The sequence below is a fragment of the Roseovarius nanhaiticus genome (genome assembly GCF_900156535.1).
GTDB lineage: Bacteria > Pseudomonadota > Alphaproteobacteria > Rhodobacterales > Rhodobacteraceae > Roseovarius > Roseovarius nanhaiticus.
Window position 1 is genome coordinate 319,236 of the sequence record NZ_FTNV01000003.1, and the last position, 19,890, is coordinate 339,125.

A 19,890-nucleotide genomic window follows, 5' to 3' on the forward strand; every position below is an offset into this window, starting at 1 on the left:
TACCTTGACACATTGGACCTCTCATGGAAAGCGCGGAGTGTTTCGGATTCCCGTTTGTTTTCATGGTGCGGCTCGCGCTATCCGTCCGCACGAACAGGGTCATTGTAAATTAAACTGGACATATGTAGGCTGGGCGGGAATGACGCAACGCTCAGGTGATCCAATGTCCGCAGCCGGAAATATCGCGATCGTGGTCGGCGGCGGGCTTGGCGGTCTGGCGTCGGCCATGCGGCTGGGGGCCAAGGGCTATCATGTCACCGTTCTCGACCGGCTGGACCGGGCGGGCGGGCGCGGCAGCTCGATCACTGAAAGCGGCCACCGCTTCGATCTGGGGCCCACCATCGTGACCGTGCCGCAACTCTTCGAGGAGCTGTGGGCCGCGTGCGGCGAAGATTTCCGCAAGGATGTCGATCTGCGCCCGCTCGATCCCTTCTACGAGATCCGCTGGCCCGATGGCTCGACCCTCAAGGCGACGGGCGACACCGAGGCCATGGTGGCCGAGATCGCGCGGCTCAGCCCGCGGGACGTCAAGGGCTACCGCCGGTTTCTTGCCGATAGCGAGGCGCGCTACAGCTTCGGCTTCGAGGATCTGGGCCGCCGCCCGATGAACAAGCTGATGGATATCATCAAGGTGTTGCCCACCTTCGTACGGCTGCGCGCCGACCGGTCGGTGCATGCCCATGTCGCGGCCCGCGTCAGGGATCCGCGCCTGCGCATGGCGCTGTCGTTCCACCCGCTTTTCATCGGGGGTGATCCGTTTCACGTCACGTCGATTTATGCGCTGGTGTGCCATCTGGAAAAGGAATTCGGCGTCCATTACGCCGTGGGCGGCGTGCAGGCCATTGCCGATGCCATGGTGCGCGTGATCCGCAGGCAGGGCGGCATGGTGCGGCAGGGCGCCGAGGTGGACGAGATCCTGGTCGAGGAGGGCGCCGCCACCGGCGTGCGCCTGACCGATGGCACGGTGATGGGGGCCGATATCGTCGTCAGCAACGCCGATGCGGGCCATACCTATGACCGCCTGTTGCGCAACATGCCCAAACGCCGCTGGTCCCCGGCCAAGCTGAAGCGTCAGCGGTGGTCGATGGGCCTTTACGTCTGGTATTTCGGCACCAGGGGCACGGCGGATCAATGGCGTGATGTGGGCCATCACACGATCCTCAACGGCCCGCGCTACAAGGGGCTGGTCAATGACATCTTCATGACGGGCAAGCTGGCGGATGACATGAGCATCTATCTGCACCGCCCTACCGTCACCGACAAAGGCGCCGCGCCTGAGGGGGATGACACGTTCTACGCCCTCTCGCCCGTGCCGCATCTGGGCGGCAAGATCCCGGTGGACTGGGCCAGGGAGGCGCCGCGCTACCAGCGCAAGATGACCGCCGAGCTGGAGAAGGTCATTCCCGGTTTCGAGGACAAGCTCTCGGCCTCCATGGCCTTCACGCCCGAGCATTTTCGCGACCGCTACCTGTCGCCCTACGGCTCGGGATTCTCGATCGAGCCGCGTATTTTTCAAAGTGCGTGGTTCCGGCCCCACAACGTCAGCGAGGAGGCACGCGGCCTCTATCTGGTGGGCGCGGGCACGCATCCCGGCGCGGGCCTTCCGGGCGTGATCTCCAGCGCCGAAGTGCTGGCCAAGCTGGTGCCGGACGCGCCGCAGGTCGTGCAAAGGCTGGCGGCGGAATGAGCGCGCTGGGCTTATATCGTGCCAGGGGCCACGGCATCGCGCCGGGCGATCTGGCGCATTGCCGCGCAGTCATTCGCACCGGATCGCTGTCCTTTCATACCGCGTCCAGGGTGCTGCCCGCCGCCGTGCGCGACCCGGCGCTGGCGCTTTATGCGTTTTGCCGGCTGTCGGATGACGAGGTGGACGAGGGCGGAAACAAGGCGCAAGCGGTGCTGGGCCTTGGCCGGCGGCTGGACGCCGTCTATGCCGGCGCGCCCGGAGATACGCCCGAGGACCGCGCTTTTGCCGCTATTGTGGCGCGCTACAAGATGCCCCGCGCGCTGCCCGAGGCGCTGCTGGAGGGGCTGGCCTGGGATGCCGAGGAACGGCGGTATGAGAGCCTTGCCGATCTGAATGCATATTCGGCCCGCGTGGCCAGTGCCGTGGGCGCCATGATGTGCGTGCTGATGGGCGTGCGCGATGCGCATGCGCTGGCGCGGGCCTGCGATCTGGGCGTTGCGATGCAGCTGACCAATATCGCCCGCGACGTGGGCGAGGATGCGCGCGCCGGGCGGATCTATCTGCCCTTGCAGTGGTTACGCGAGGCCGGAATTGACCCCGAGGCGTTCATGGCCGATCCCACGCCCCATCCCGAGATCCGCGCCATGGTCGCCCGCCTGCTGGGCGAGGCGCGCAAGCTCTATCTCCGCTCGGAGGCGGGCGTGCCGCGCCTGCCGCGCCGCGCGCGCACCGGCATCTATGCCGCACGCTTCATCTATGCCGGGATCGGCGCCGAGCTGCGCAGGCAAGGCCACGATTCGATCACGCTGCGCGCCCGCACCGGAAAATTACAAAAGCTGGGCTGGCTGGGCAAATCGGCGGCCTATGCAGCGGGGTCGGCGCTGATGCCGCAGCCCGCGACGCTCTTTGCGCCGCCCTTGCCCGAAACGGCGTTTCTGGTTGATGCCGTGGCCGAGCGGGACGGCAGGGCGCCCGGATGGGGCATCGGGCGGACCGGCGCGCTGCTCCAGACGCTGGCCGATCTCAAGGCGCAGGACGCGATGGGGGGGCAGCAGGGACGGCGCGCTTGATCTTTCCGCGCCGATCCGAAAGGGTGCGTTTATGGATATCTCGCTCTTTGCCATTTTCCTTGCAGCCTGTTTTGGCGCCGGCGCCACGGGTGCTATGTTTCCCACGGGGCCATGGTATGAGCGCCTGTCGAAACCCTTATGGACCCCGCCAAACTGGGCCTTTCCCGTCATGTGGACGTCGATCTATCTGCTAATCGCGTTTGCGGGCGCGCGGGTGGCGCCGCTGGAGGGGAATGGATACGCGATGGCGTTCTGGGCGATGCAGATCGCGTTCAACACGCTCTGGACGCCGATTTTCTTCGGGCTGCGCCGCCTCAAGGGCGCGCTGCCTGTGATGGCCTGCCTTTGGGTGGCCGTGCTGGGCGCGACGATCACGCATTTTCAGCTGGATCTTTGGGCGGGCCTTGCCTTCGTGCCGTATTTCATCTGGGTCAGCATCGCGGGCGCGCTGAATTTCACCGTCTGGCGCCTCAACCCCAATGAAAAGCCCCTGCGCCCCGCCGAAATCGGCACCTAGCCGTCAGTCGAATCGCCAACGTGCCCGGCGCGGCACGCGAAAGGCCAGCATCGGCTTGACGAGGCGCGAGGCGAAGCGGTCGAGGTCGAGCGCTTCATGCACGCCTGTCACCTCCTCGCCGTTCAGCTGCGTTGTCACCGCCGAGCGCGAGTAGAAGGGCGCGTCCAGCATGGGTAGGACTTGCGTCGGCACCGTTCCCGGATCGGCGCGCGTCTCGCGCCGGATCTGCCAGAGCGTGCGCTTGAACGCGGTGCGCGGCGGCGCGTCGGTGACGCTGGCGCTGCCATCCGGCGCGATATGCACGGCGCAGTCCAGGCTGCTGCCATCGCGCAGCGCGGCATCATAGATGCAGGTCGTGCCCACGGATGTCGGATAGCGGCCCCACGTCCAGAAGCTGAAATCCTGTTCCAGCGCCCGCGTGCCGAAATTTGCGTCGAAATAGCCGTGCCCGGACCATGTGCCGCCGGGCGCATCCATCTCGACCTCGATCTGGCAGGACGGTGCGAAAGGGCGCCAGACATGGCTGCCATCCGGTGTCAGCGGCAGCTCGACGGATGTGACCGCCTCGGGCGTCAGCGTGACGCGCCCGCGCATGCGCGAGACGATGGGCGGGCCTGACACCTCGTCGATCTCGATGATCAGGCGCCCGCCGTCCCAGCGCATAGACGACGGGCCGATGGTCAGTTGATCGCGGCTCTGGCGCAGCGCGCTGCGGCCCCGGTCCGTCATAGCAAAGCGTCCGCCCGGCCCATAGGTGGCGACGTTGAGGCAGACGTGATTTTCGGGATCGCGCCGGCCCGACCACGCATACCAGGGCGAAAAGACCGATCCTATGAATCCGATGACCGAGATGGCGCGGGCGCCATCGTCGCTGATGCCGTCGACATACCACCAGGCATAACCATTGGGCGGGACGGCGAGGTTGAAGTTCGGTCCGTCAAGATCGCCTCGGCCGCATGCCGCCCGGAGAGGGTGGCCATCGGCAGGCCCGCCCCCGGATGCGCCCCGCCCCCCGCCAGGTAGAGCCCCGGTAGGCGCGTGCGCGCCGTCGGCCGCGCGAAGGCCGCCATCATCCCGTGCGGGGATCGCCCGTAGAGGGAGCCGTGGCTCTGCGGAAAGAGATGATTGAACATTTGCGGCGTGGTCAGCGCGTCCGCGCCCGGCGCGGGTGTCAGCCTGAGGCCGTGACGGGAAAGCGTGTCGCGTATGATCGTCAGGCATGTTGTCTGGTCCATTTGTGAGGAGGAGGGCGCGTCCGCCGGGCAGGGCGCCGCGTTCATGATGATCTCGAAGCGCTGAGAGCCTTCAGGCGGCGCGCTGATCCCGTGATCCTGCGCACAGATATAAAGCGTGGGATCGGGGTAGGTCTCGCCGCGCGCGAGGGCGCGAAATTCGGCCTCGGGATCGCTGTTGAAGAATACCGTGTGATGGGCCAGCGCCGGCCCTTCGGGTTTGGCCGCGAAGGCCAGCACATTGGCCGACAGGCTGCGCGGCAGGGTGGCGCGGACGGGCACCGCATGGCGCGCTTCTTGCCCGAGGGTGCCAGTGCGCAGAGCGTTCGGATCGCCGTTGAACAGAACGCTGGTCGCCTGATGGGTCTGCGTCGCGGTACGCACCGTGCAGGCCCGTCCGCTGGCGACCTCGATCCCCGTGACATCCGCGCCATAGTGAAACTCGGCGCCGCGCGCCTCGGCCAGCCGGGCAATCGTGGCGGCCAGCCGGTGCATGCCGCCCTCGATGCGCCAGACGCCTTGGGCTTCGGCGTGCCAGATCAGGCCCAGGATCGCGGGCGACGCATAGGGCGAGCCGCCGACATAAGTGGCGTAGCGCCCAAAGAGCTGCGCGAGGCGCGGCTCGGCGAATTCCTGGCGCAGCATCCCCGCAAGGCTGCGCATCGGCGCCATGGCGCGCGCGAGGCCCGGATCGCGCAGAACGCGGCCCGCCACCTGCATCGAACTAGGCTGCGCGGCCTGCATCATGGGCGCGTCGAACCCGTCATAGAGCCGCTGCGCGCGGCGGGAAAAACGCAGGAAATCGTCCCGCGCGCGGGTGCCGAAGGCCGCCTCGACATTCGCGGCGCTCTGCGCGGAGTCTGCATCGAGGTCCAGCATCGTGCCATCCGGCCAGTAATGCCGCGCGAGGATGCGCTGCGGCGTCAGCGTCAGATGATCGCTCAGCGATTCGCCCACATCGGCGAACAGCGCCTCGAAGACGGGCCGCATGGTCAGAACCGTCGGTCCCGCATCGACCGGGCCAAAAGCGGAGGGCAGCGTGCGCAGCTTGCCGCCGGGCGCGCCGTGCCGCTCCAGCACGGTCACCTTTCGCCCCGCATGCGCAAGGCGCAGTGCGGCAGACAGCCCGCCGATGCCTGCGCCAATGATGATGTCGGATGCCTGTGCGCCCATGTCTCTCACGTCCCATGTCTCGTTTCGATTATTGACAGATGAGCTGAAACTGTCCAGTTTAGTTTACAGATTGATATGTCGCGTAAAGCTGACAGGTCGCAATCATGCACAGATAAGGGTGGGGCATATGATGGCATTCTCGGACCGGATCGAGGCGGCGCTGGGCCTTGCCATCGCCAGATGCCGCACCCCCGCCGCGCCGCGCCGGCTGGCTTCGGCGCTGGATTACGCCGTCTTGCCCGGCGGCGCGCGCATCCGTCCCACGATCCTTCTGGGTGTCGCCGCCGCCTGCGGCGAGGACCGGCTCGAGATCGGCGATGCAGCGGCCACGGCGCTGGAATTCATCCATTGCGGCTCGCTCGTCCATGACGATCTGCCCTGCTTCGACGACGCGGACACGCGCCGCGGCAAACCGTCGGTGCATGTGGCCTACTCGCAGCCTCTGGCCGTGCTGACCGGCGACAGCCTGATCATCCTGGCGTTCGAGCAGCTGGCCCGCGTGGCCGAGATCGACCCCGTGCGCAGCGCGCGGCTGGTCATGACGCTGGCGCAGCATACCGGCATGCCGGGCGGCATCTGCGCCGGGCAGGGATGGGAAAGCGAGGCCGAGATTGACCTCGACGCCTATCACAACGCCAAGACGGCCGCGCTCTTTGTGGCGGCGACCCAGATGGGCGCCATCGCGGGCGGGCAGGAGCCGGGGCCATGGGCCGAGCTGGGCGCGCGGATCGGCGCCGCCTTTCAGATTGCCGATGATCTGCGCGACACGCTTTATGACGCCGAGACGCTGGGCAAGCCTGTAGGGCAGGACGATCTGAATGGCCGCCCCAATGCCGTGGCCTCCTTGGGCGTTGCGGGCGCGGTGTCCAAGCTGAAGGACAGCCTGAGCGGGGCGATCGCGTCGATCCCGTCCTGTCCGGGCGAGGCGATGCTGGCCCAGATGGTGCAGCGCTACGCCGAGAAGCTGGCGCCCGTGACACCTGCTGCGGCTCCCGCGCCTGCCCGGCGCACAGTTCCCGGAGAATAGGCGCGTGACCGAACTGCCCATCGCGCAGCATCCGGTCCGCCCTCCGCAGCGCCGCATCGTGGCGCGGCTCAATCACCTTCTGGCCTCGCCGCGTTTTCAGGCGCTGGCCGCAGGTCTGCCCGGCCTCCGCCGCCTCGTGCGCCGCGATGGCGAGGCGCTCTTTGGTCTCGTCGCGGGGTTTTGCAGCTCTCAGGCGTTGATGGCGCTGGTGCAGCTGCGCATCCCGGAGATGCTGCTGGACGCGCCGCTGAGCGCGCAGGCGCTGGGCCGCCGCTGCGCCATGCCGCCGGAGCGGATGGATGTCCTTTTGCGGGCCAATGTGGCGGGCGGCCTGCTGAAGATGACGCGCAAGGGTGATTTCGCCCTGACGCGCAAGGGCGCGGCGCTGGCTGGCGTGCCGGGCCTGCGCGAGATGATCCTGCATCACGATGTGCTTTACCGCGACCTCGCCGATCCCGTGGCGTTTTTCCGGGGCGAGACCGAGACCGAATTGGCGGGCTTCTGGCCCTATGTGCTGGGTGCGGGCGCAGGCGGCGATCCGGAACTTGCGGCGCGGTACTCGGACCTTATGACCCAAAGCCAGCGGATGGTTGCGGCCGATACGCTTGCAGCGGTCGATCTGACGGGCATTCGCCTGCTCATGGATATCGGCGGCGGCTCGGGCGCCTTTCTGCGCGCGGCCTGCGACGCTGCGCCGGACCTGCGCGGTCTGGTTTTCGATCTGCCCGAGGTGGTGGGCGCCGCGGGCGCCGATCCGGGGCCGCGCATTCGCGCCGCTGCGGGCTCGTTCACCTCTGATCCGCTGCCCGAGGGCGCGGATGCGATCAGCCTCATCCGCGTTCTTTACGACCATTCGGACCAGACGGTGGCGCAGTTGCTGGCCAAGGTTCATGCCGCGCTGCCTCCCGGCGGGCGGCTGATCATATCCGAGCCGATGACCGGCGGCGCGCGGCCCAGCGTGGCAGGGGATGTCTATTTCGCACTTTACACCATGGCCATGCGCACCGGGCGCGCCCGATCCGCCGACCGCATTGAGGCGCTGTGCAAGACCGCCGGATTTGCGCGCACGCAACGCCGGGTGGCGCGCCGACCCTTTGTGACCAGCGTCATCATCGCCGAAAAGTGTCAATCCAAGTTGACAGATAATAATGTCAGGTTAAACTGACATAACGCGGTGGGAGGATGATTCCACGATCCCACCCGCTACCAGGGAGAGGAACGGCAGTTGCAAACTCAAGCGGTACTTCTGACAGGACCAAAGGCGCTGGAGGTCCGCAACGTGGGCCTCACCGCACCCGGCCCCCAGGATATCGTGGTCGAGATTGCACATTCGGGCATTTCTACAGGCACCGAGAAGCTTTTCTGGTCCGGTGACATGCCGCCCTTTCCGGGAATGGGCTATCCGCTGGTTCCCGGCTACGAGGCGATGGGCGAGGTCGTCGAGGCGGGCGCCGATACAGGCTACCGCGTGGGCGAGACGGTGTTCGTCCCCGGCTCCAACTGTTTTGACGGCGCGTTCGGCCTCTTTGGCGGCGCCGCGCGGCGCTTGGTGGCACAGCCCGGCCGCGTGACCCGCATAGATCGCGGTTTCGGCGCCGAGGGCGCGCTGCTGGCTCTGGCCGCGACGGCGCGGCACGCCATGGCGGGGCAGGGCAAGGCCGTGCCGGATCTCATCATCGGCCACGGCACGCTGGGCCGCCTTCTGGCGCGGCTGACCATCGCGGCAGGCGCCCCGGCGCCCACCGTCTGGGAGCTGTCCCCGTCCCGCATGACCGGCGCCAATGGTTACGAGGTGATGCATCCCGATGCCGACCCGCGCCGCGACTACGCCTCGATCTATGACGCCTCCGGCGCTCCCGACATGCTGAACACCCTCGTCGGGCGCCTTGCGCGCGGCGGCGAGATCGTTCTGGCCGGTTTTTACACCGTGCCGCTCAGCTTTGCCTTTCCGCCCGCGTTCATGAAGGAGGCGCGGCTGCGTGTCACCGCCGAATGGACATCGGGCGATCTGACCGCCACCCGCGCCCTGGTCGAAAGTGGCGCCCTCTCGCTTGCGGGGCTGATCACGCACAAGGCCGATAGCACTGATGCGACCCGCGCCTATGAGACGGCATTCACCGATCCCGATTGCCTCAAAATGATACTGAACTGGAAGGACGCGTCGTGAAAGATGAAGTTCCAAATCTGAAAGATTTCGACAAGCGCCTCCGCGACGAAGCCGCCGAAGAGCCCAATCTGGAAGTGCGGCAGGACGCGCCCACATCCAAGACGCAGATCATCGCGATCTACGGCAAGGGCGGCATCGGCAAATCCTTCACGCTCGCCAATCTCAGCCACATGATGGCCGAGCAGGGCAAGCGCGTGCTGCTGATTGGCTGCGATCCGAAATCCGACACGACCTCGCTGCTCTTTGGCGGCAAGGCGTGCCCCACGATCATCGAGACCTCCGGCAAAAAGAAGCTGGCGGGCGAAGAGGTCAAGATCGGGGATGTCTGCTTCAAGCGGGGCGGCGTCTTTGCCATGGAGCTGGGCGGGCCAGAGGTTGGCCGTGGCTGCGGCGGGCGCGGCATCATCCATGGCTTCGAGTTCTTGGAAAAGCTGGGCTTTCACGATTGGGATTTCGATTATGTCCTGCTGGACTTTCTCGGCGACGTGGTCTGCGGCGGCTTTGGCCTGCCCATCGCGCGGGACATGGCGCAGAAGGTGATCCTGGTCGCGTCCAACGACCTGCAATCGCTTTATGTGGCCAACAATGTCTGCTCGGCGGTGGATTACTTCCGCAAGCTGGGCGGCAATGTGGGCGTCGCGGGGCTGGTCATCAACAAGGATGACGGCTCGGGCGAGGCGCAGGCCTTTGCCAGCGCGGTCGACATCCCCGTTCTGGCCGCCATTCCGCAGGATGACGATCTGCGCAAGAAATCGGCGAATTACCAGATCGTCGGCACGGACAAGTCCCAATGGGGAGGTCTCTTTGCCGCGCTTGGCGATGCCGTCGCGCTGGCTCCGCCCGTGCGTCCGACGCCGCTGGATCAGGACGGCCTGCTGGCGCTTTTCGACGCCAAGGATACAGGCGGCGATTACCAATTGGTGCCCGCCACCGATGCCGACATGCGCGGCAAGAACGCCGTCATCCGCGAAACCCTCGAGGTTATCTACGATGAGGCGTGATCCTCATATCATAGGCTCGGAGGCCCGTCATGGATGATGCCGGACGCCAGGGCTATGAGGTCAGCTATGACGCGGACGGGGCGGTCTCCGTCACCGAAGCGCCCGCCGGCGCGCCCGAGATGATGTCGGTTGCGGCGCTGAAATCGCCCGCCGAGTTCCGCATTCCCGAGCTGCCCGCAGCCGACGTGCCCGCCGCTGAAGTTCAAGCCACGGCGCTCGAGGGGGGATGCTCGGCCGGGGCCGAGACGATGCGCGAAGCGGCCCGCAAGGCGGGCGCGTCTGATGTGCTCGATCAATATGCCAAGGACTATCCCACCGGCCCCCATGACAAGCCGCAATCCATGTGCCCCGCCTTCGGCAGCTTGCGCGTGGGCCTGCGGATGAAGCGGGTCGCGACGATCCTGTCGGGCTCGGCCTGCTGCGTCTATGGCCTCTCGTTCGTGTCGCATTTCTACGGTGCGCGCCGCTCGGTCGGCTATGTGCCGTTCAATTCCGAAACGCTCGTGACCGGCAAGCTCTTCGAGGATATCCGCGAGGCGGTGCATGACATGGCCGATCCGGCCAAGCTGGATGCGATCATCGTCACCAACCTCTGTGTGCCCACTGCGTCGGGCGTGCCGCTGCGCCTGCTGCCGCCGCAAATCGACGGCGTGCGCGTGGTCGGCATCGACGTGCCGGGCTTCGGCATCCCCACCCATGCCGAGGCCAAGGACGTTCTGGCCGGCGCGATGCTGAAATACGCCCGCGAAGAGATCAAGGCAGGCCCGGTGCAGCGCCCCGCGTCGGGCAAGTCCGACCGCCCGACCGTGGCCCTCCTGGGCGAGATGTTTCCGGCGGACCCGATGATGATCGGCGCGATGCTGGCCCCGATGGGCCTGGCCGCTGGCCCCGTGGTGCCAACCCGCGAGTGGCGCGAGCTTTACGCCGCGCTCGATTGCGGCGCGGTCGCCGCTATCCATCCCTTCTACACCGCCTCGATCCGCGAGTTCGAGGCCGCCGGGCGCCCCATCGTTGGATCGGCCCCTGTGGGCCATGACGGCACCGCCGAGTGGCTGGCGAATATCGGCGCAGCCTTCGGCATCGGCGCGGGCCAGATTGCCGCCGCGCAAAACGCTTTCCTGCCCGCCATCAAGGGCGCGCTGGCCGCAGCGCCCATCAAGGGCACCGTCACGCTTTCGGGCTACGAGGGCTCGGAGCTTCTGGTCGCGCGCCTTCTGATCGAGAGCGGCGCAGATGTGCCCTATGTCGGCACGGCCTGCCCGAAAACGCCCTGGTCTGCGGCGGATGTCGACTGGCTGCGCAGCAAGGGCGTGACGGTGAAATACCGCGCCTCGCTGGAGGATGATTGCGCCGCGATGGAGGGGATCAAGCCGGATCTGGCCATCGGCACGACGCCCGTCGTGCAAAAGGCCAAGGAGTTGGGCATCCCGGGCCTCTACTTCACCAACCTGATTTCCGCGCGGCCCCTGATGGGCCACGCCGGTGCCGGATCGCTGGCCGAGGTCATCAATGCGGCCATCAGCAACAAGGACCGGATGAAGGATATGAAAGCCTTTTTCGAGGGTGTGGGCCATGGCGACACCGCCGGCGTCTGGGAGGGTTCTCCCAACCTGCACCCGCGCTTTCGCGAGCTGAACGCCAAGAAGCTGGAAAAAGCCGCCCGTGCCCGCGCCGCAGAGGAGATGATCTGATGCTGGTTCAGGACTTGAGCATGACTGTGTCGCAGCGGGCGCCAACCCCCACACGCTGCTATACGTGGGGGCCAGCCCCCACACCCCCGGGATATTTTTCGCAAGAAGAAATGGGGGGGCAGGGCTGATGCTGGTTCAGGATCACGATCGCGCAGGCGGCTATTGGGGGGCGGTCTATGCCTTCTGCGCCACCAAGGGATTGCAGGTGGTGATCGACGGCCCCGTGGGCTGCGAGAACCTGCCGGTGACGTCCGTTCTGCACTATACCGACGCGCTGCCGCCCCATGAGTTGCCCATCGTGGTGACCGGGCTGGCCGAGGAAGAGATGGGGTCGGGCACCGAAGAGGCGATGAAACGCGCCTGGAAGGTTCTGGACCCCGCGCTGCCTGCGGTCGTGGTCACAGGCTCGATCGCCGAGATGATCGGCGGGGGCGTGACGCCCATGGGAACGAATATCCAGCGCTTCCTGCCGCGCACCATCGACGAGGACCAGTGGGAAAGCGCCGACCGCGCGATGACCTGGATGTTCACCGAATTCGGCATGACAAAGGGACGCATGCCCAAGGAGACGAAACGCGAGGAGGGCGCGGCGCCGCGCGTCAATATCCTGGGGCCGATGTATGGCACGTTCAACATGCCCTCGGATCTGGCCGAGATCCGCCGCCTCGTCGAAGGAATCGGCGCCGAGGTCAACATGGTCATGCCCCTGGGAGCGCATGTGGCCGAGATGCGGGGCCTTGTGAATGCGGACGTCAATATCTGCATGTATCGCGAGTTTGGCCGGGGCCTCTGCGAAGTGCTGGACAAGCCCTATCTTCAGGCGCCCATCGGCATCGACAGCACTACGAAATTTTTGCGCAAGCTGGGCGAAATGCTGGAGCTCGATCCCGAGCCTTTCATCGAGCGCGAGAAGCATTCGACCATCAAGCCCGTCTGGGATCTTTGGCGCTCGGTCACGCAGGATTTCTTTGCGACCGCATCCTTTGCCGTGGTCGCGAACGAGACCTACACGCGCGGCATCCGCAAATACCTGGAGGACGATCTGGGCTTTCCCTGCGCGTTCGCCACGTCCCGTCTGCGCGGCAAGAAGACGGACAATGACGAGGTGCGCGCGCAGCTTCATGCCAAGCGGCCGCTCGTCGTGCTCGGCTCGATCAACGAGAAGATGTACCTGGCCGAGATGAAATCGGGCCATGGTCCTGCGCCCAGCTTCATTCCTGCCAGCTTCCCCGGCGCCGCCATTCGGCGCGCCACCGGCACGCCCTTTATGGGCTATGCGGGCGCCACCTATCTTTTGCAGGAAGTGTGCAACAGCCTCTTCGACGCGCTTTTCCACATCCTGCCGCTGGGCACCGAGATGGACGCCGCCGAGGCGACGCCGACGACCCTGCGGCGCGATTTTCCCTGGGATGCGGACGCGCAGCGCCGCCTCGACGAGATCGTGGCCTCGCACCCCATACTGACCCGTATTTCCGCGGCCAAATCCCTGCGCGACGCCGCAGAGAAGGCCGCACTGGCGGGCGGCGCCGAACGCGTCGTTCTGGAAACCGTCAACCGTCTGCAACCCAGCACTGGAGGTGTAAAATGAGTGATTTCACAAGCGACATGAAGGGCATGCGCACGCAATCGCGCGAGGCGGCCAACCGGCGCGAATTCATCGCGTATTTCGCGGTCATTTTCGTCGTCTCGCTGCCGGTGGCCTGCATCACATGGGCGCTGACCGCCGCGCGCCACATGCGCCTGCCGCAAAAGTCACCGCTCCGCACCGCGTGGAGCGAGGCCAGCGTGATCACTTCGATGATCCTGTCGGCCTGACCCGAGGGGTCCAAGGTTTTGCGCCTCCCCCAAAGGGGCGCGAATGAAGGGCAGGGGGTTGGCCCCTGTCACCCCGCCGTGGGGGCGCTACGGCATCAGTTCACTTCTCCGGAGGAAATACCATGGCTGATAAAACCGACCTGTCCTTTACGGGTCTCACTGACGAGCAAGCCCAGGAGCTGCACTCGGTGTATATGAGCGGGTTCGCGATCTTCACTGCGATCGCTGTCGTCGCTCATATCCTGACGTACATCAAGCTTCCTTGGTTTGCTTGGTAGGAGAGAACCCCATGGCACAGTTTTACAAGATCTGGCTGATCTTCGACCCGCGCCGCGTTTTCGTGGCTCAGGGTGTCTTTTTGTTCCTGCTGGCGGTGATGATTCACCTCGTCCTGCTCAGCAACCCGCAGACCAATTGGTTCGAGCGGGCTTTCGGCACGGAAATGTCGGCTGAATAAGCCCGGCGATCGCAACAACATCAGCTGCGGGCGGGGACATTCCCGCCCCGGCAAACCAGACACGCAATAACGACGCATCGATCCCGTCCTGCCGCGCCATGGTGCCGCGGGGCGCAATTTGGAGACGCAAGATGGCACTGCTCAGCTTCGAAAGAAAATACCGCGTCCGGGGTGGGACGCTCGTCGGCGGTGATCTATTCGATTTCTGGGTAGGTCCCTTCTATGTCGGATTCTTCGGGGTCACGACGATCTTTTTCTCGGCCCTCGGCACGCTTTTGATCTTTATCGGCGCGGCCCAGGGGGACACCTGGAACCCGTGGTTGATCTCGATTGAACCGCCGGCATTGGAGGTGGGTCTCGGCATGGCGCCGCTGGCCGAAGGCGGCTTGTGGCAGATCATCACGATCTGCGCGACGGGCGCCTTCATCAGTTGGATGATGCGCGAGGTCGAGATCTGCCGAAAACTCGGGATGGGGTATCACGTGCCCTTCGCCTTCGGCGTCGCGATCCTGGCCTATGTCACATTGGTGATCATTCGCCCGATCCTGATGGGCGCCTGGGGACATGGATTTCCCTATGGCATCTTCAGCCATCTCGATTGGGTGAATAACGTCGGCTACGCCTATGGCAACTTCCACTACAACCCGGCCCATATGGTCGCGATCAGCTTCTTCTGGATCACGGCCGTCGCCTTGGCGCTGCACGGATCGCTGGTCCTGTCCGCGGTCAATCCCGGCAAGGGCCGCCAGATCGCATCGCCCGACCACGAGGACACCTATTTCCGCGATTTGATCGGCTATTCGATCGGGCCGCTCGGCATCCACCGCCTGGGCCTTTTCCTGGCGCTGATGGCAGGCTTCTGGAGCGCGGTCTGCATCGTGATCTCGGGCACCATCTGGTTCGACCAGTGGATCGTCTGGTGGGACTGGTACTACGAGCTGCCCTGGTGGGTGGACCTTTAAGGAGGATATGAGCAATGGCTGAATATCAGAATATCTTTACTCAGGTCCAGGTGCAGGGACCGCCCGAAATGGGCATGAGCATGGCAGACGGCGCCCCCATGCGGGGGCGCACCAAGAAGGCCCGCTTCAACCGGCTCTATGGCCTTTTCGGCAATGCGCAGGTCGGCCCGGTTCACCTGGGCACCTTCGGTCTGATCGGTGTCATCGGCTTCGGCATGTGGTTTTTCATCATCGGTCTGAACTTCTGGGATCAAGCCGGCTATTCGCCCGGTGTATTCCTGCGCGATCTCTTCTGGATGTCGCTCGAGCCGCCGGGGCCGGAATACGGGCTGGGCATGGCGCCGCTGCAAGAGGGCGGATGGTGGCTGATCTCCAGCTTCTTCTTTCTGGTCGGCGCCGTGGCCTGGTGGGTGCGCACATATCGCCGCGCCGAAGAACTGGGCATGGGCAAGCATGTGGCCTGGGCGTTCCTGTCGCTTCTGTGGCTGATCTTCGTGCTCAACCTCTTCCGCCCGATCCTGATGGGATCGTGGTCGGTGGCGGTACCCTACGGTGTGTTCTCGCATCTCGACTGGACGAACCTTTTCTCGCTGACATGGGGCAATCTTTTCTACAACCCGTTCCATGCGCTCTCGATCGTGTTCCTCTATGGCTCGGCGCTGCTCTTTGCGATGCATGGCGCCACGATCCTCGCGGTCAGCCGGTTCGGCGGCGAGCGCGAGATCGAGCAGATCGTGGACCGGGGCACAGCGTCCGAGCGTGCCGCGCTTTTCTGGCGCTGGACCATGGGCTTCAACGCCACGATGGAAGGTATCCATCGCTGGGCCTGGTGGTTCGCCGTGCTGACGCCGCTGACGGGCGGAATCGGCATCCTGCTGACGGGCACGGTCGTTGAAAACTGGTTTGTCTGGGCGCAGATCCATGGCTACGCGCCGCTGAACTGAGGAGTAGGATCATGACGGAACAAGACGACTATCTGCGCACCGGCAATCGCAATTTCCGCCTGACTGCCGATGTCACCGCCCTGATGCTGAAAGGGGCGGGCTACGCTGCCCTCTTCTGCTTCGCGATCTTTTTGATCGGATGGGTCTTTGTCTTTGTCGCGGGCCTTCTTCCCGAGGATAGCAAGCTGGCACCGGACCCGACGCCGACCTCGTCGCTGGTCTCGCCGGAGGCGCGCGGCCTGGCCTGACGCTGATGATTTGACGGGCGCCGCGTGATGCGGCGCCGGTCTCCGCCGGATCGGGCGTCTTCCCGGACGTCCGGTATCCTGGGGGGCGCGGGCCGGCCCGCATATCCCCGGTTCCCTTCCTGTTGGCGACAGGAGCCCGGCGCCGCGATGCGCGCAAGCCCTCTCGCGGCGCCGGATATCAGCCACCCTCCCGGATGCGTGTCCCCTCTTCCCGGACGCATCCGGGCAGGAGGCGGGCGCGGACGGCCATGGCGCCGGTCCAGCCAGTCTGAGGAGACGCATCATGACTGCCTCGCACAGCCCCATACTCGACCGGATCGCAGGCCCGTCGGACCTCAAATCGCTAAGTGACGGCGATCTTGGCGCCTTGGCGACTGAGCTGCGCCGCGAGGTGATCGAGGCGGTTGCCGTCACGGGCGGGCATCTGGGATCGTCGCTGGGCGTGGTCGAAATGACGGTGGCGCTTCATGCGGTCTTCGACACCCCGCGCGACAAGCTGATCTGGGACGTGGGCCATCAATGCTATCCACACAAGATCCTGACCGGGCGCCGGGACCGTATCCGCACCCTGCGTCAGGAGGGCGGGCTCAGCGGCTTTACCAAGCGCAGCGAGAGCGTATTCGACCCGTTCGGCGCTGCCCATTCCAGCACCTCGATTTCCGCCGCGCTCGGCTTTGCCGTGGGGCGCGACATGGGGATGGAAACGGGCGACTCCATTGCCGTCATTGGCGACGGCTCGATCAGCGCGGGCATGGCCTATGAGGCGATGAACAACGCCGGCGCCGAAGGGCGGCGCCTGTTTGTCATCCTCAACGATAACGAGATGTCGATTGCGCCCCCGGTCGGCGCCATGTCCAGCTACATGTCGCGCCTGTCGGACGGCCCCCTGGGCAAGCTGGGCAAGCTGGGCGAGGGGCTGGAGGCGCGTCTGCCCGGCCCATTGCGTGATCACGCGCGCCGCGCGCGCGCGCTCGTCACCGGGCATTCGGCCAAGTCGGGAACGCTCTTCGAGGAACTCGGCTTTGACTATATGGGCCCCATTGACGGGCATGACATGGGACAGCTCCTGGCGGTACTGCGCACGGCGCGCACCCGCGCCACTGGGCCGGTTCTCATTCATTGCTGCACGGTCAAGGGCAAGGGCTACGCCCCCGCCGAAAGCTCGGCCGACAAATATCACGGCGTTTCTAAATTTGACGTGGCCAGCGGCGCGCAGGCCAAATCCCGGCCCAATGCGCCCAGTTATACCAAGGTTTTCGGCGCGGCATTGGCCGATGAGGCGTCGCGCGATGCGCGCATTGTAGGCGTCACGGCGGCCATGCCTGCGGGCACGGGCCTCGACATTCTGGCGGATCGATATCCGGCGCGTGTGTTCGATGTCGGCATCGCCGAGCAGCATGGCGTGACCTTTGCCGCCGGTATGGCCGCGAGTGGCCTGAAGCCCTTTTGCGCGATTTATTCGACCTTCCTGCAGCGCGGGTACGATCAGGTGGTGCATGACGTGGCGCTGCAAAACCTGCCGGTGCGCTTTGCCATTGACCGCGCGGGCCTTGTGGGCGCGGATGGCGCGACCCATGCGGGCGCGTTCGATATCGGATACCTGACCGCGCTGCCGAATTTCACTGTGATGGCCGCCGGCGACGAGGCCGAGCTGATGCATATGGTGGCCACCGCCGCCGCGCATGATGCAGGACCGATCGCGTTTCGCTATCCGCGGGGCGAGGGGACGGGCGCGCCCCTGCCCGAGCGCGGGCAGATCCTCGAGATCGGCAAGGGCCGCATCGTGCGCGAAGGCAGCGATGTGGCGCTGCTCAGCTTCGGCGCGCATCTGGGTGAATGTCATGCAGCCGCGGCCCGGCTGGAGGCGCAGGGCATTTCGGCAACCATCGCCGATGCGCGCTTTGCCAAGCCGCTGGACCGCGCATTGATCCGGCAGCTCTTGCGCCATCATAAGGCGCTGATCACCGTCGAGCAGGGCGCGCGGGGCGGCTTTGGGGCCATGGTGCTGCACGATCTGGCGAATGACGGCCTTCTGGACGGGCGCTGCCAGCTGCGCACCATGACGCTGCCCGACCGCTTCATCGAGCAGGCGGCGCCTGACGCGATGTATGCGGATGCGGGCCTCAGATCGGTGGATATCGCGGCGATGGCCGCGCAGGCGATGGGCAGGGATATTCTGGCGGCGCGGCGCTAAACACGCCTCACGCGGCGAAAATCGCCTCGGCGTGATCGGCCAGATAGATGCGAAGCCACGGGGTGAAACGCTGCGGCGCTGCGGCGATCTCGGCGCTAAGCTCCGCAAGGTCGATCCAGCGCGCCTCGGCCACCTCATCGGGGTTCGGCACCAGCGGCATGCTCTTGGGCGCATCGGCGGTATAGATCTCGACGCGCTCATCCTCGATCAGGCCGCCGCCCACATCCGCGCGATAGCTGACGCGGCCCCGATGGCGCAGCGATAGTCCGGTAATGCCTAACTCCTCGCCAAGGCGGCGCCCGGCACAGTCCAACGCGGTCTCGCCCCAATTGGGATGCGTGCAGCAGGTATTCGCCCAAAGGCCCGGCGTGTGGTATTTCGACAGCGCGCGGCGCTGGATCAGCGTGCGCGTGCCGCGCATCACAAAAACCGAGATTGCCTTGTGCGGCAGGCCGCGCCGATGCACGTCCATCTTCTCGACGGGGGTCAGCGTATCGCCGACCCAGGCGGGGATCATCACACTCATGTTCGCGTCACTGCCACCAAACCGGTCAGGTGGGCAAGGTTCTTGATGCCGATCTTGAGATGGGCAAGGGGACGCGCCTTAACCAGCGCCTTGTTCATATAGGCCTCGAAGGTCAGGCGCTGTACGTCGACATCGTGGCACAGCGATACGAACCGCTCGCGCCGCTCGTCCGAGCGGTAATAGGCGCGCTGCATGGCGCCGAGAACGCGAAAAACGCCCTTATGCTCGCGCATGAAGAGCTTGCGGGCGAGTTGCAGATCACTGGCCCGGCCAGAGGTGAGGCATGCTGCCGCCGCCGTGGCGGCGACGCGGCCCCCGACCATGGCGTAATAGATGCCCTCGCCCGAGGAGGGCGCGACGACGCCTGCGGCATCGCCGGCAAGCACCACATCGTGGCCATTGTCCCATTTATCCAGGGGTTTCAGCGGAATCGGCGCGCCCTCGCGGCGGATGGTGCGGCAATGCTCCAGCCCCGAGGCGACGCGCAGCGCGGCGGTCGCCTGTTTCAGATCGACTCCCGGCACCTCGGTGCCCATGCCGACGCTGGCCTGCGCGCCATGCGGGAAAACCCAGCCGTAGAAATCGGGCGAAATGGCGCCGTCATAGATCACGTCGCAGCGCGCGGGGTCATAGCCGGGACCAGCCTCAGCCGGGGCCTCGATGATCTCGTGATAGGCGATCACATAGGGGATCTTGTCGCCGCCCGGCACTTCGTGGCGGCCCACATTCGAGCGCGCGCCATCGGCGCCGATGATCAGTCTGGTGCTCAGTGATTTCGTCTCGCCCGAGGCCTTGCAGCGGTAATTGACATGCGTGCCGCTATCGTTGCGTTCGATGCCGGTATAGGTGCCGGTGATCCGGTCGGCGCCCGCCCCCTCGGCACGGACGCGCAGGAATTCGTCGAAATGCTCGCGGTCGACCATGCCGACATAGCCGTTCTCGATGGGAATATCGACGCGGCGCCCGGTGGGCGAGATCATGCGCGCGGTGCTGATGCGTGCCACGATCTGTTCGTCCGGGATGTGAAAATCGCGGATCAGGCGGGGCGGCACGGCGCCGCCGCAGGGCTTGATCTTGCCCGCGCGGTCGATAAAGGCGACCTTGTGCCCCGAGCGGGCGAGGTCTTCGGCGGCTGTGGCGCCACTGGGGCCACCCCCTACGACGATGACGTCATACATT

20 protein-coding genes are annotated in these 19,890 nt (G+C 65.8%); 16 read left to right on the top strand and 4 right to left on the bottom strand.

Going from position 1 to position 19,890, the window contains the following annotated elements; translation table 11 throughout:
* Window positions 1-163: 163 nt before the first annotated feature.
* The 3 genes from BW975_RS14700 to tspO are packed head-to-tail and all read left to right on the top strand — an operon-like array spanning window position 164 to window position 3,274.
* Complete coding sequence (locus tag BW975_RS14700; RefSeq protein ID WP_244512581.1) at window positions 164-1,687, top strand: phytoene desaturase; 1,524 nt, start codon at window positions 164-166, stop codon at window positions 1,685-1,687.
* Window positions 1,684-2,757, top strand: coding sequence for a 15-cis-phytoene synthase (gene crtB / locus BW975_RS14705; protein WP_076535066.1), 1,074 nt, complete (start codon window positions 1,684-1,686; stop codon window positions 2,755-2,757). The genes BW975_RS14700 and crtB overlap by 4 nt, the downstream gene beginning before the upstream one ends.
* A gap of 31 nt (window positions 2,758-2,788) precedes the next feature.
* Entirely contained in the window at window positions 2,789-3,274 is a 486-nt protein-coding gene (gene tspO / locus BW975_RS14710) for a tryptophan-rich sensory protein TspO (protein ID WP_076535067.1), read from the top strand.
* 3 nt (window positions 3,275-3,277) lie between these two features.
* Here the strand turns inward: tspO and crtC are convergent, their stop codons facing one another.
* The gene (gene crtC / locus BW975_RS14715; RefSeq protein WP_076535270.1) at window positions 3,278-4,150 is read right to left on the bottom strand and encodes a carotenoid 1,2-hydratase; all 873 of its coding nucleotides are present in this window, start codon (window positions 4,148-4,150) and stop codon (window positions 3,278-3,280) included.
* Window positions 4,105-5,679: a 1-hydroxycarotenoid 3,4-desaturase CrtD gene (gene crtD / locus BW975_RS14720; RefSeq protein ID WP_076535068.1), complete on the bottom strand. Its 1,575-nt coding sequence runs from the start codon at window positions 5,677-5,679 to the stop codon at window positions 4,105-4,107. Before crtD ends, crtC begins: the two co-directional genes overlap by 46 nt.
* Window positions 5,680-5,809: 130 nt before the next feature.
* Here crtD and BW975_RS14725 point away from each other — a divergent pair, with 130 nt between their 5' ends.
* The 13 genes from BW975_RS14725 to dxs all read left to right on the top strand — a co-directional run bounded on the left by BW975_RS14725 (window position 5,810) and on the right by dxs (window position 18,185).
* Window positions 5,810-6,706 (top strand): polyprenyl synthetase family protein, encoded by an 897-nt coding sequence (locus tag BW975_RS14725; protein WP_076535271.1) that lies wholly within the window; start codon window positions 5,810-5,812, stop codon window positions 6,704-6,706.
* A gap of 13 nt (window positions 6,707-6,719) precedes the next feature.
* Window positions 6,720-7,871, top strand: a complete 1,152-nt coding sequence (locus tag BW975_RS14730) for a methyltransferase (RefSeq protein ID WP_418314384.1) — start codon at window positions 6,720-6,722, stop codon at window positions 7,869-7,871.
* A 60-nt stretch (window positions 7,872-7,931) separates the two neighbouring features.
* On the top strand, window positions 7,932-8,873 hold the full coding sequence (gene bchC, locus BW975_RS14735) for a chlorophyll synthesis pathway protein BchC (RefSeq protein WP_076535069.1): 942 nt from the start codon (window positions 7,932-7,934) through the stop codon (window positions 8,871-8,873).
* Window positions 8,870-9,874 (top strand): chlorophyllide a reductase iron protein subunit X, encoded by a 1,005-nt coding sequence (locus BW975_RS14740; protein ID WP_076535070.1) that lies wholly within the window; start codon window positions 8,870-8,872, stop codon window positions 9,872-9,874. Before bchC ends, BW975_RS14740 begins: the two co-directional genes overlap by 4 nt.
* Before the next feature lie 29 nt (window positions 9,875-9,903).
* Window positions 9,904-11,565: a chlorophyllide a reductase subunit Y gene (gene bchY, locus BW975_RS14745; RefSeq protein ID WP_244512580.1), complete on the top strand. Its 1,662-nt coding sequence runs from the start codon at window positions 9,904-9,906 to the stop codon at window positions 11,563-11,565.
* A gap of 127 nt (window positions 11,566-11,692) precedes the next feature.
* Window positions 11,693-13,153, top strand: a complete 1,461-nt coding sequence (gene bchZ, locus BW975_RS14750) for a chlorophyllide a reductase subunit Z (RefSeq protein ID WP_076535071.1) — start codon at window positions 11,693-11,695, stop codon at window positions 13,151-13,153.
* Entirely contained in the window at window positions 13,150-13,380 is a 231-nt protein-coding gene (gene pufQ / locus BW975_RS14755) for a cytochrome PufQ (RefSeq protein ID WP_076535072.1), read from the top strand. Before bchZ ends, pufQ begins: the two co-directional genes overlap by 4 nt.
* 122 nt (window positions 13,381-13,502) lie before the next feature.
* The gene (gene pufB / locus BW975_RS14760; protein WP_076535073.1) at window positions 13,503-13,658 is read left to right on the top strand and encodes a light-harvesting antenna LH1, beta subunit; all 156 of its coding nucleotides are present in this window, start codon (window positions 13,503-13,505) and stop codon (window positions 13,656-13,658) included.
* An 11-nt stretch (window positions 13,659-13,669) separates the two neighbouring features.
* Window positions 13,670-13,837 (top strand): light-harvesting antenna LH1, alpha subunit, encoded by a 168-nt coding sequence (gene pufA, locus BW975_RS14765; RefSeq protein WP_076535074.1) that lies wholly within the window; start codon window positions 13,670-13,672, stop codon window positions 13,835-13,837.
* Window positions 13,838-13,968: 131 nt separating this feature from the next.
* Window positions 13,969-14,799, top strand: a complete 831-nt coding sequence (pufL, locus tag BW975_RS14770; protein ID WP_076535075.1) for a photosynthetic reaction center subunit L — start codon at window positions 13,969-13,971, stop codon at window positions 14,797-14,799.
* A gap of 14 nt (window positions 14,800-14,813) precedes the next feature.
* Window positions 14,814-15,743 carry a photosynthetic reaction center subunit M gene (pufM, locus tag BW975_RS14775; protein WP_076535076.1) on the top strand — a complete coding sequence of 310 codons (930 nt, stop codon included), beginning with the start codon at window positions 14,814-14,816 and terminating at the stop codon, window positions 15,741-15,743.
* Window positions 15,744-15,754: 11 nt separating this feature from the next.
* Window positions 15,755-15,991, top strand: a complete 237-nt coding sequence (gene pufX / locus BW975_RS14780) for an RC-LH1 core complex protein PufX (RefSeq protein ID WP_076535077.1) — start codon at window positions 15,755-15,757, stop codon at window positions 15,989-15,991.
* 283 nt (window positions 15,992-16,274) lie between these two features.
* Window positions 16,275-18,185, top strand: coding sequence for a 1-deoxy-D-xylulose-5-phosphate synthase (dxs, locus tag BW975_RS14785; protein ID WP_076535078.1), 1,911 nt, complete (start codon window positions 16,275-16,277; stop codon window positions 18,183-18,185).
* A 7-nt stretch (window positions 18,186-18,192) separates the two neighbouring features.
* Here dxs and idi read toward each other — a convergent pair whose 3' ends face one another.
* Window positions 18,193-18,711 carry an isopentenyl-diphosphate Delta-isomerase gene (gene idi, locus BW975_RS14790; RefSeq protein ID WP_076535079.1) on the bottom strand — a complete coding sequence of 173 codons (519 nt, stop codon included), beginning with the start codon at window positions 18,709-18,711 and terminating at the stop codon, window positions 18,193-18,195.
* Window positions 18,708-19,889 carry a geranylgeranyl diphosphate reductase gene (locus BW975_RS14795; protein WP_076535080.1) on the bottom strand — a complete coding sequence of 394 codons (1,182 nt, stop codon included), beginning with the start codon at window positions 19,887-19,889 and terminating at the stop codon, window positions 18,708-18,710. Before BW975_RS14795 ends, idi begins: the two co-directional genes overlap by 4 nt.
* Window position 19,890 lies beyond the last annotated feature (1 nt).

Excerpts from the sequence above, each read along its gene's own strand:
- BW975_RS14725 (WP_076535271.1), top strand. The coding sequence starts at position 5,810 with ATGGCATTCTCGGACCGGATCGAGGCGGCGCTGGGCCTTGCCATCGCC.
- idi (WP_076535079.1), bottom strand. The coding sequence starts at position 18,711 with ATGAGTGTGATGATCCCCGCCTGGGTCGGCGATACGCTGACCCCCGTC.
- pufQ (WP_076535072.1), top strand. The coding sequence starts at position 13,150 with ATGAGTGATTTCACAAGCGACATGAAGGGCATGCGCACGCAATCGCGC.
- pufX (WP_076535077.1), top strand. The coding sequence starts at position 15,755 with ATGACGGAACAAGACGACTATCTGCGCACCGGCAATCGCAATTTCCGC.
- pufL (WP_076535075.1), top strand. The coding sequence starts at position 13,969 with ATGGCACTGCTCAGCTTCGAAAGAAAATACCGCGTCCGGGGTGGGACG.
- dxs (WP_076535078.1), top strand. The coding sequence starts at position 16,275 with ATGACTGCCTCGCACAGCCCCATACTCGACCGGATCGCAGGCCCGTCG.
- tspO (WP_076535067.1), top strand. The coding sequence starts at position 2,789 with ATGGATATCTCGCTCTTTGCCATTTTCCTTGCAGCCTGTTTTGGCGCC.
- crtB (WP_076535066.1), top strand. The coding sequence starts at position 1,684 with ATGAGCGCGCTGGGCTTATATCGTGCCAGGGGCCACGGCATCGCGCCG.
- bchY (WP_244512580.1), top strand. The coding sequence starts at position 9,904 with ATGGATGATGCCGGACGCCAGGGCTATGAGGTCAGCTATGACGCGGAC.
- pufB (WP_076535073.1), top strand. The coding sequence starts at position 13,503 with ATGGCTGATAAAACCGACCTGTCCTTTACGGGTCTCACTGACGAGCAA.
- bchZ (WP_076535071.1), top strand. The coding sequence starts at position 11,693 with ATGCTGGTTCAGGATCACGATCGCGCAGGCGGCTATTGGGGGGCGGTC.
- crtD (WP_076535068.1), bottom strand. The coding sequence starts at position 5,679 with ATGGGCGCACAGGCATCCGACATCATCATTGGCGCAGGCATCGGCGGG.
- BW975_RS14795 (WP_076535080.1), bottom strand. The coding sequence starts at position 19,889 with ATGTATGACGTCATCGTCGTAGGGGGTGGCCCCAGTGGCGCCACAGCC.
- pufA (WP_076535074.1), top strand. The coding sequence starts at position 13,670 with ATGGCACAGTTTTACAAGATCTGGCTGATCTTCGACCCGCGCCGCGTT.
- pufM (WP_076535076.1), top strand. The coding sequence starts at position 14,814 with ATGGCTGAATATCAGAATATCTTTACTCAGGTCCAGGTGCAGGGACCG.
- BW975_RS14700 (WP_244512581.1), top strand. The coding sequence starts at position 164 with ATGTCCGCAGCCGGAAATATCGCGATCGTGGTCGGCGGCGGGCTTGGC.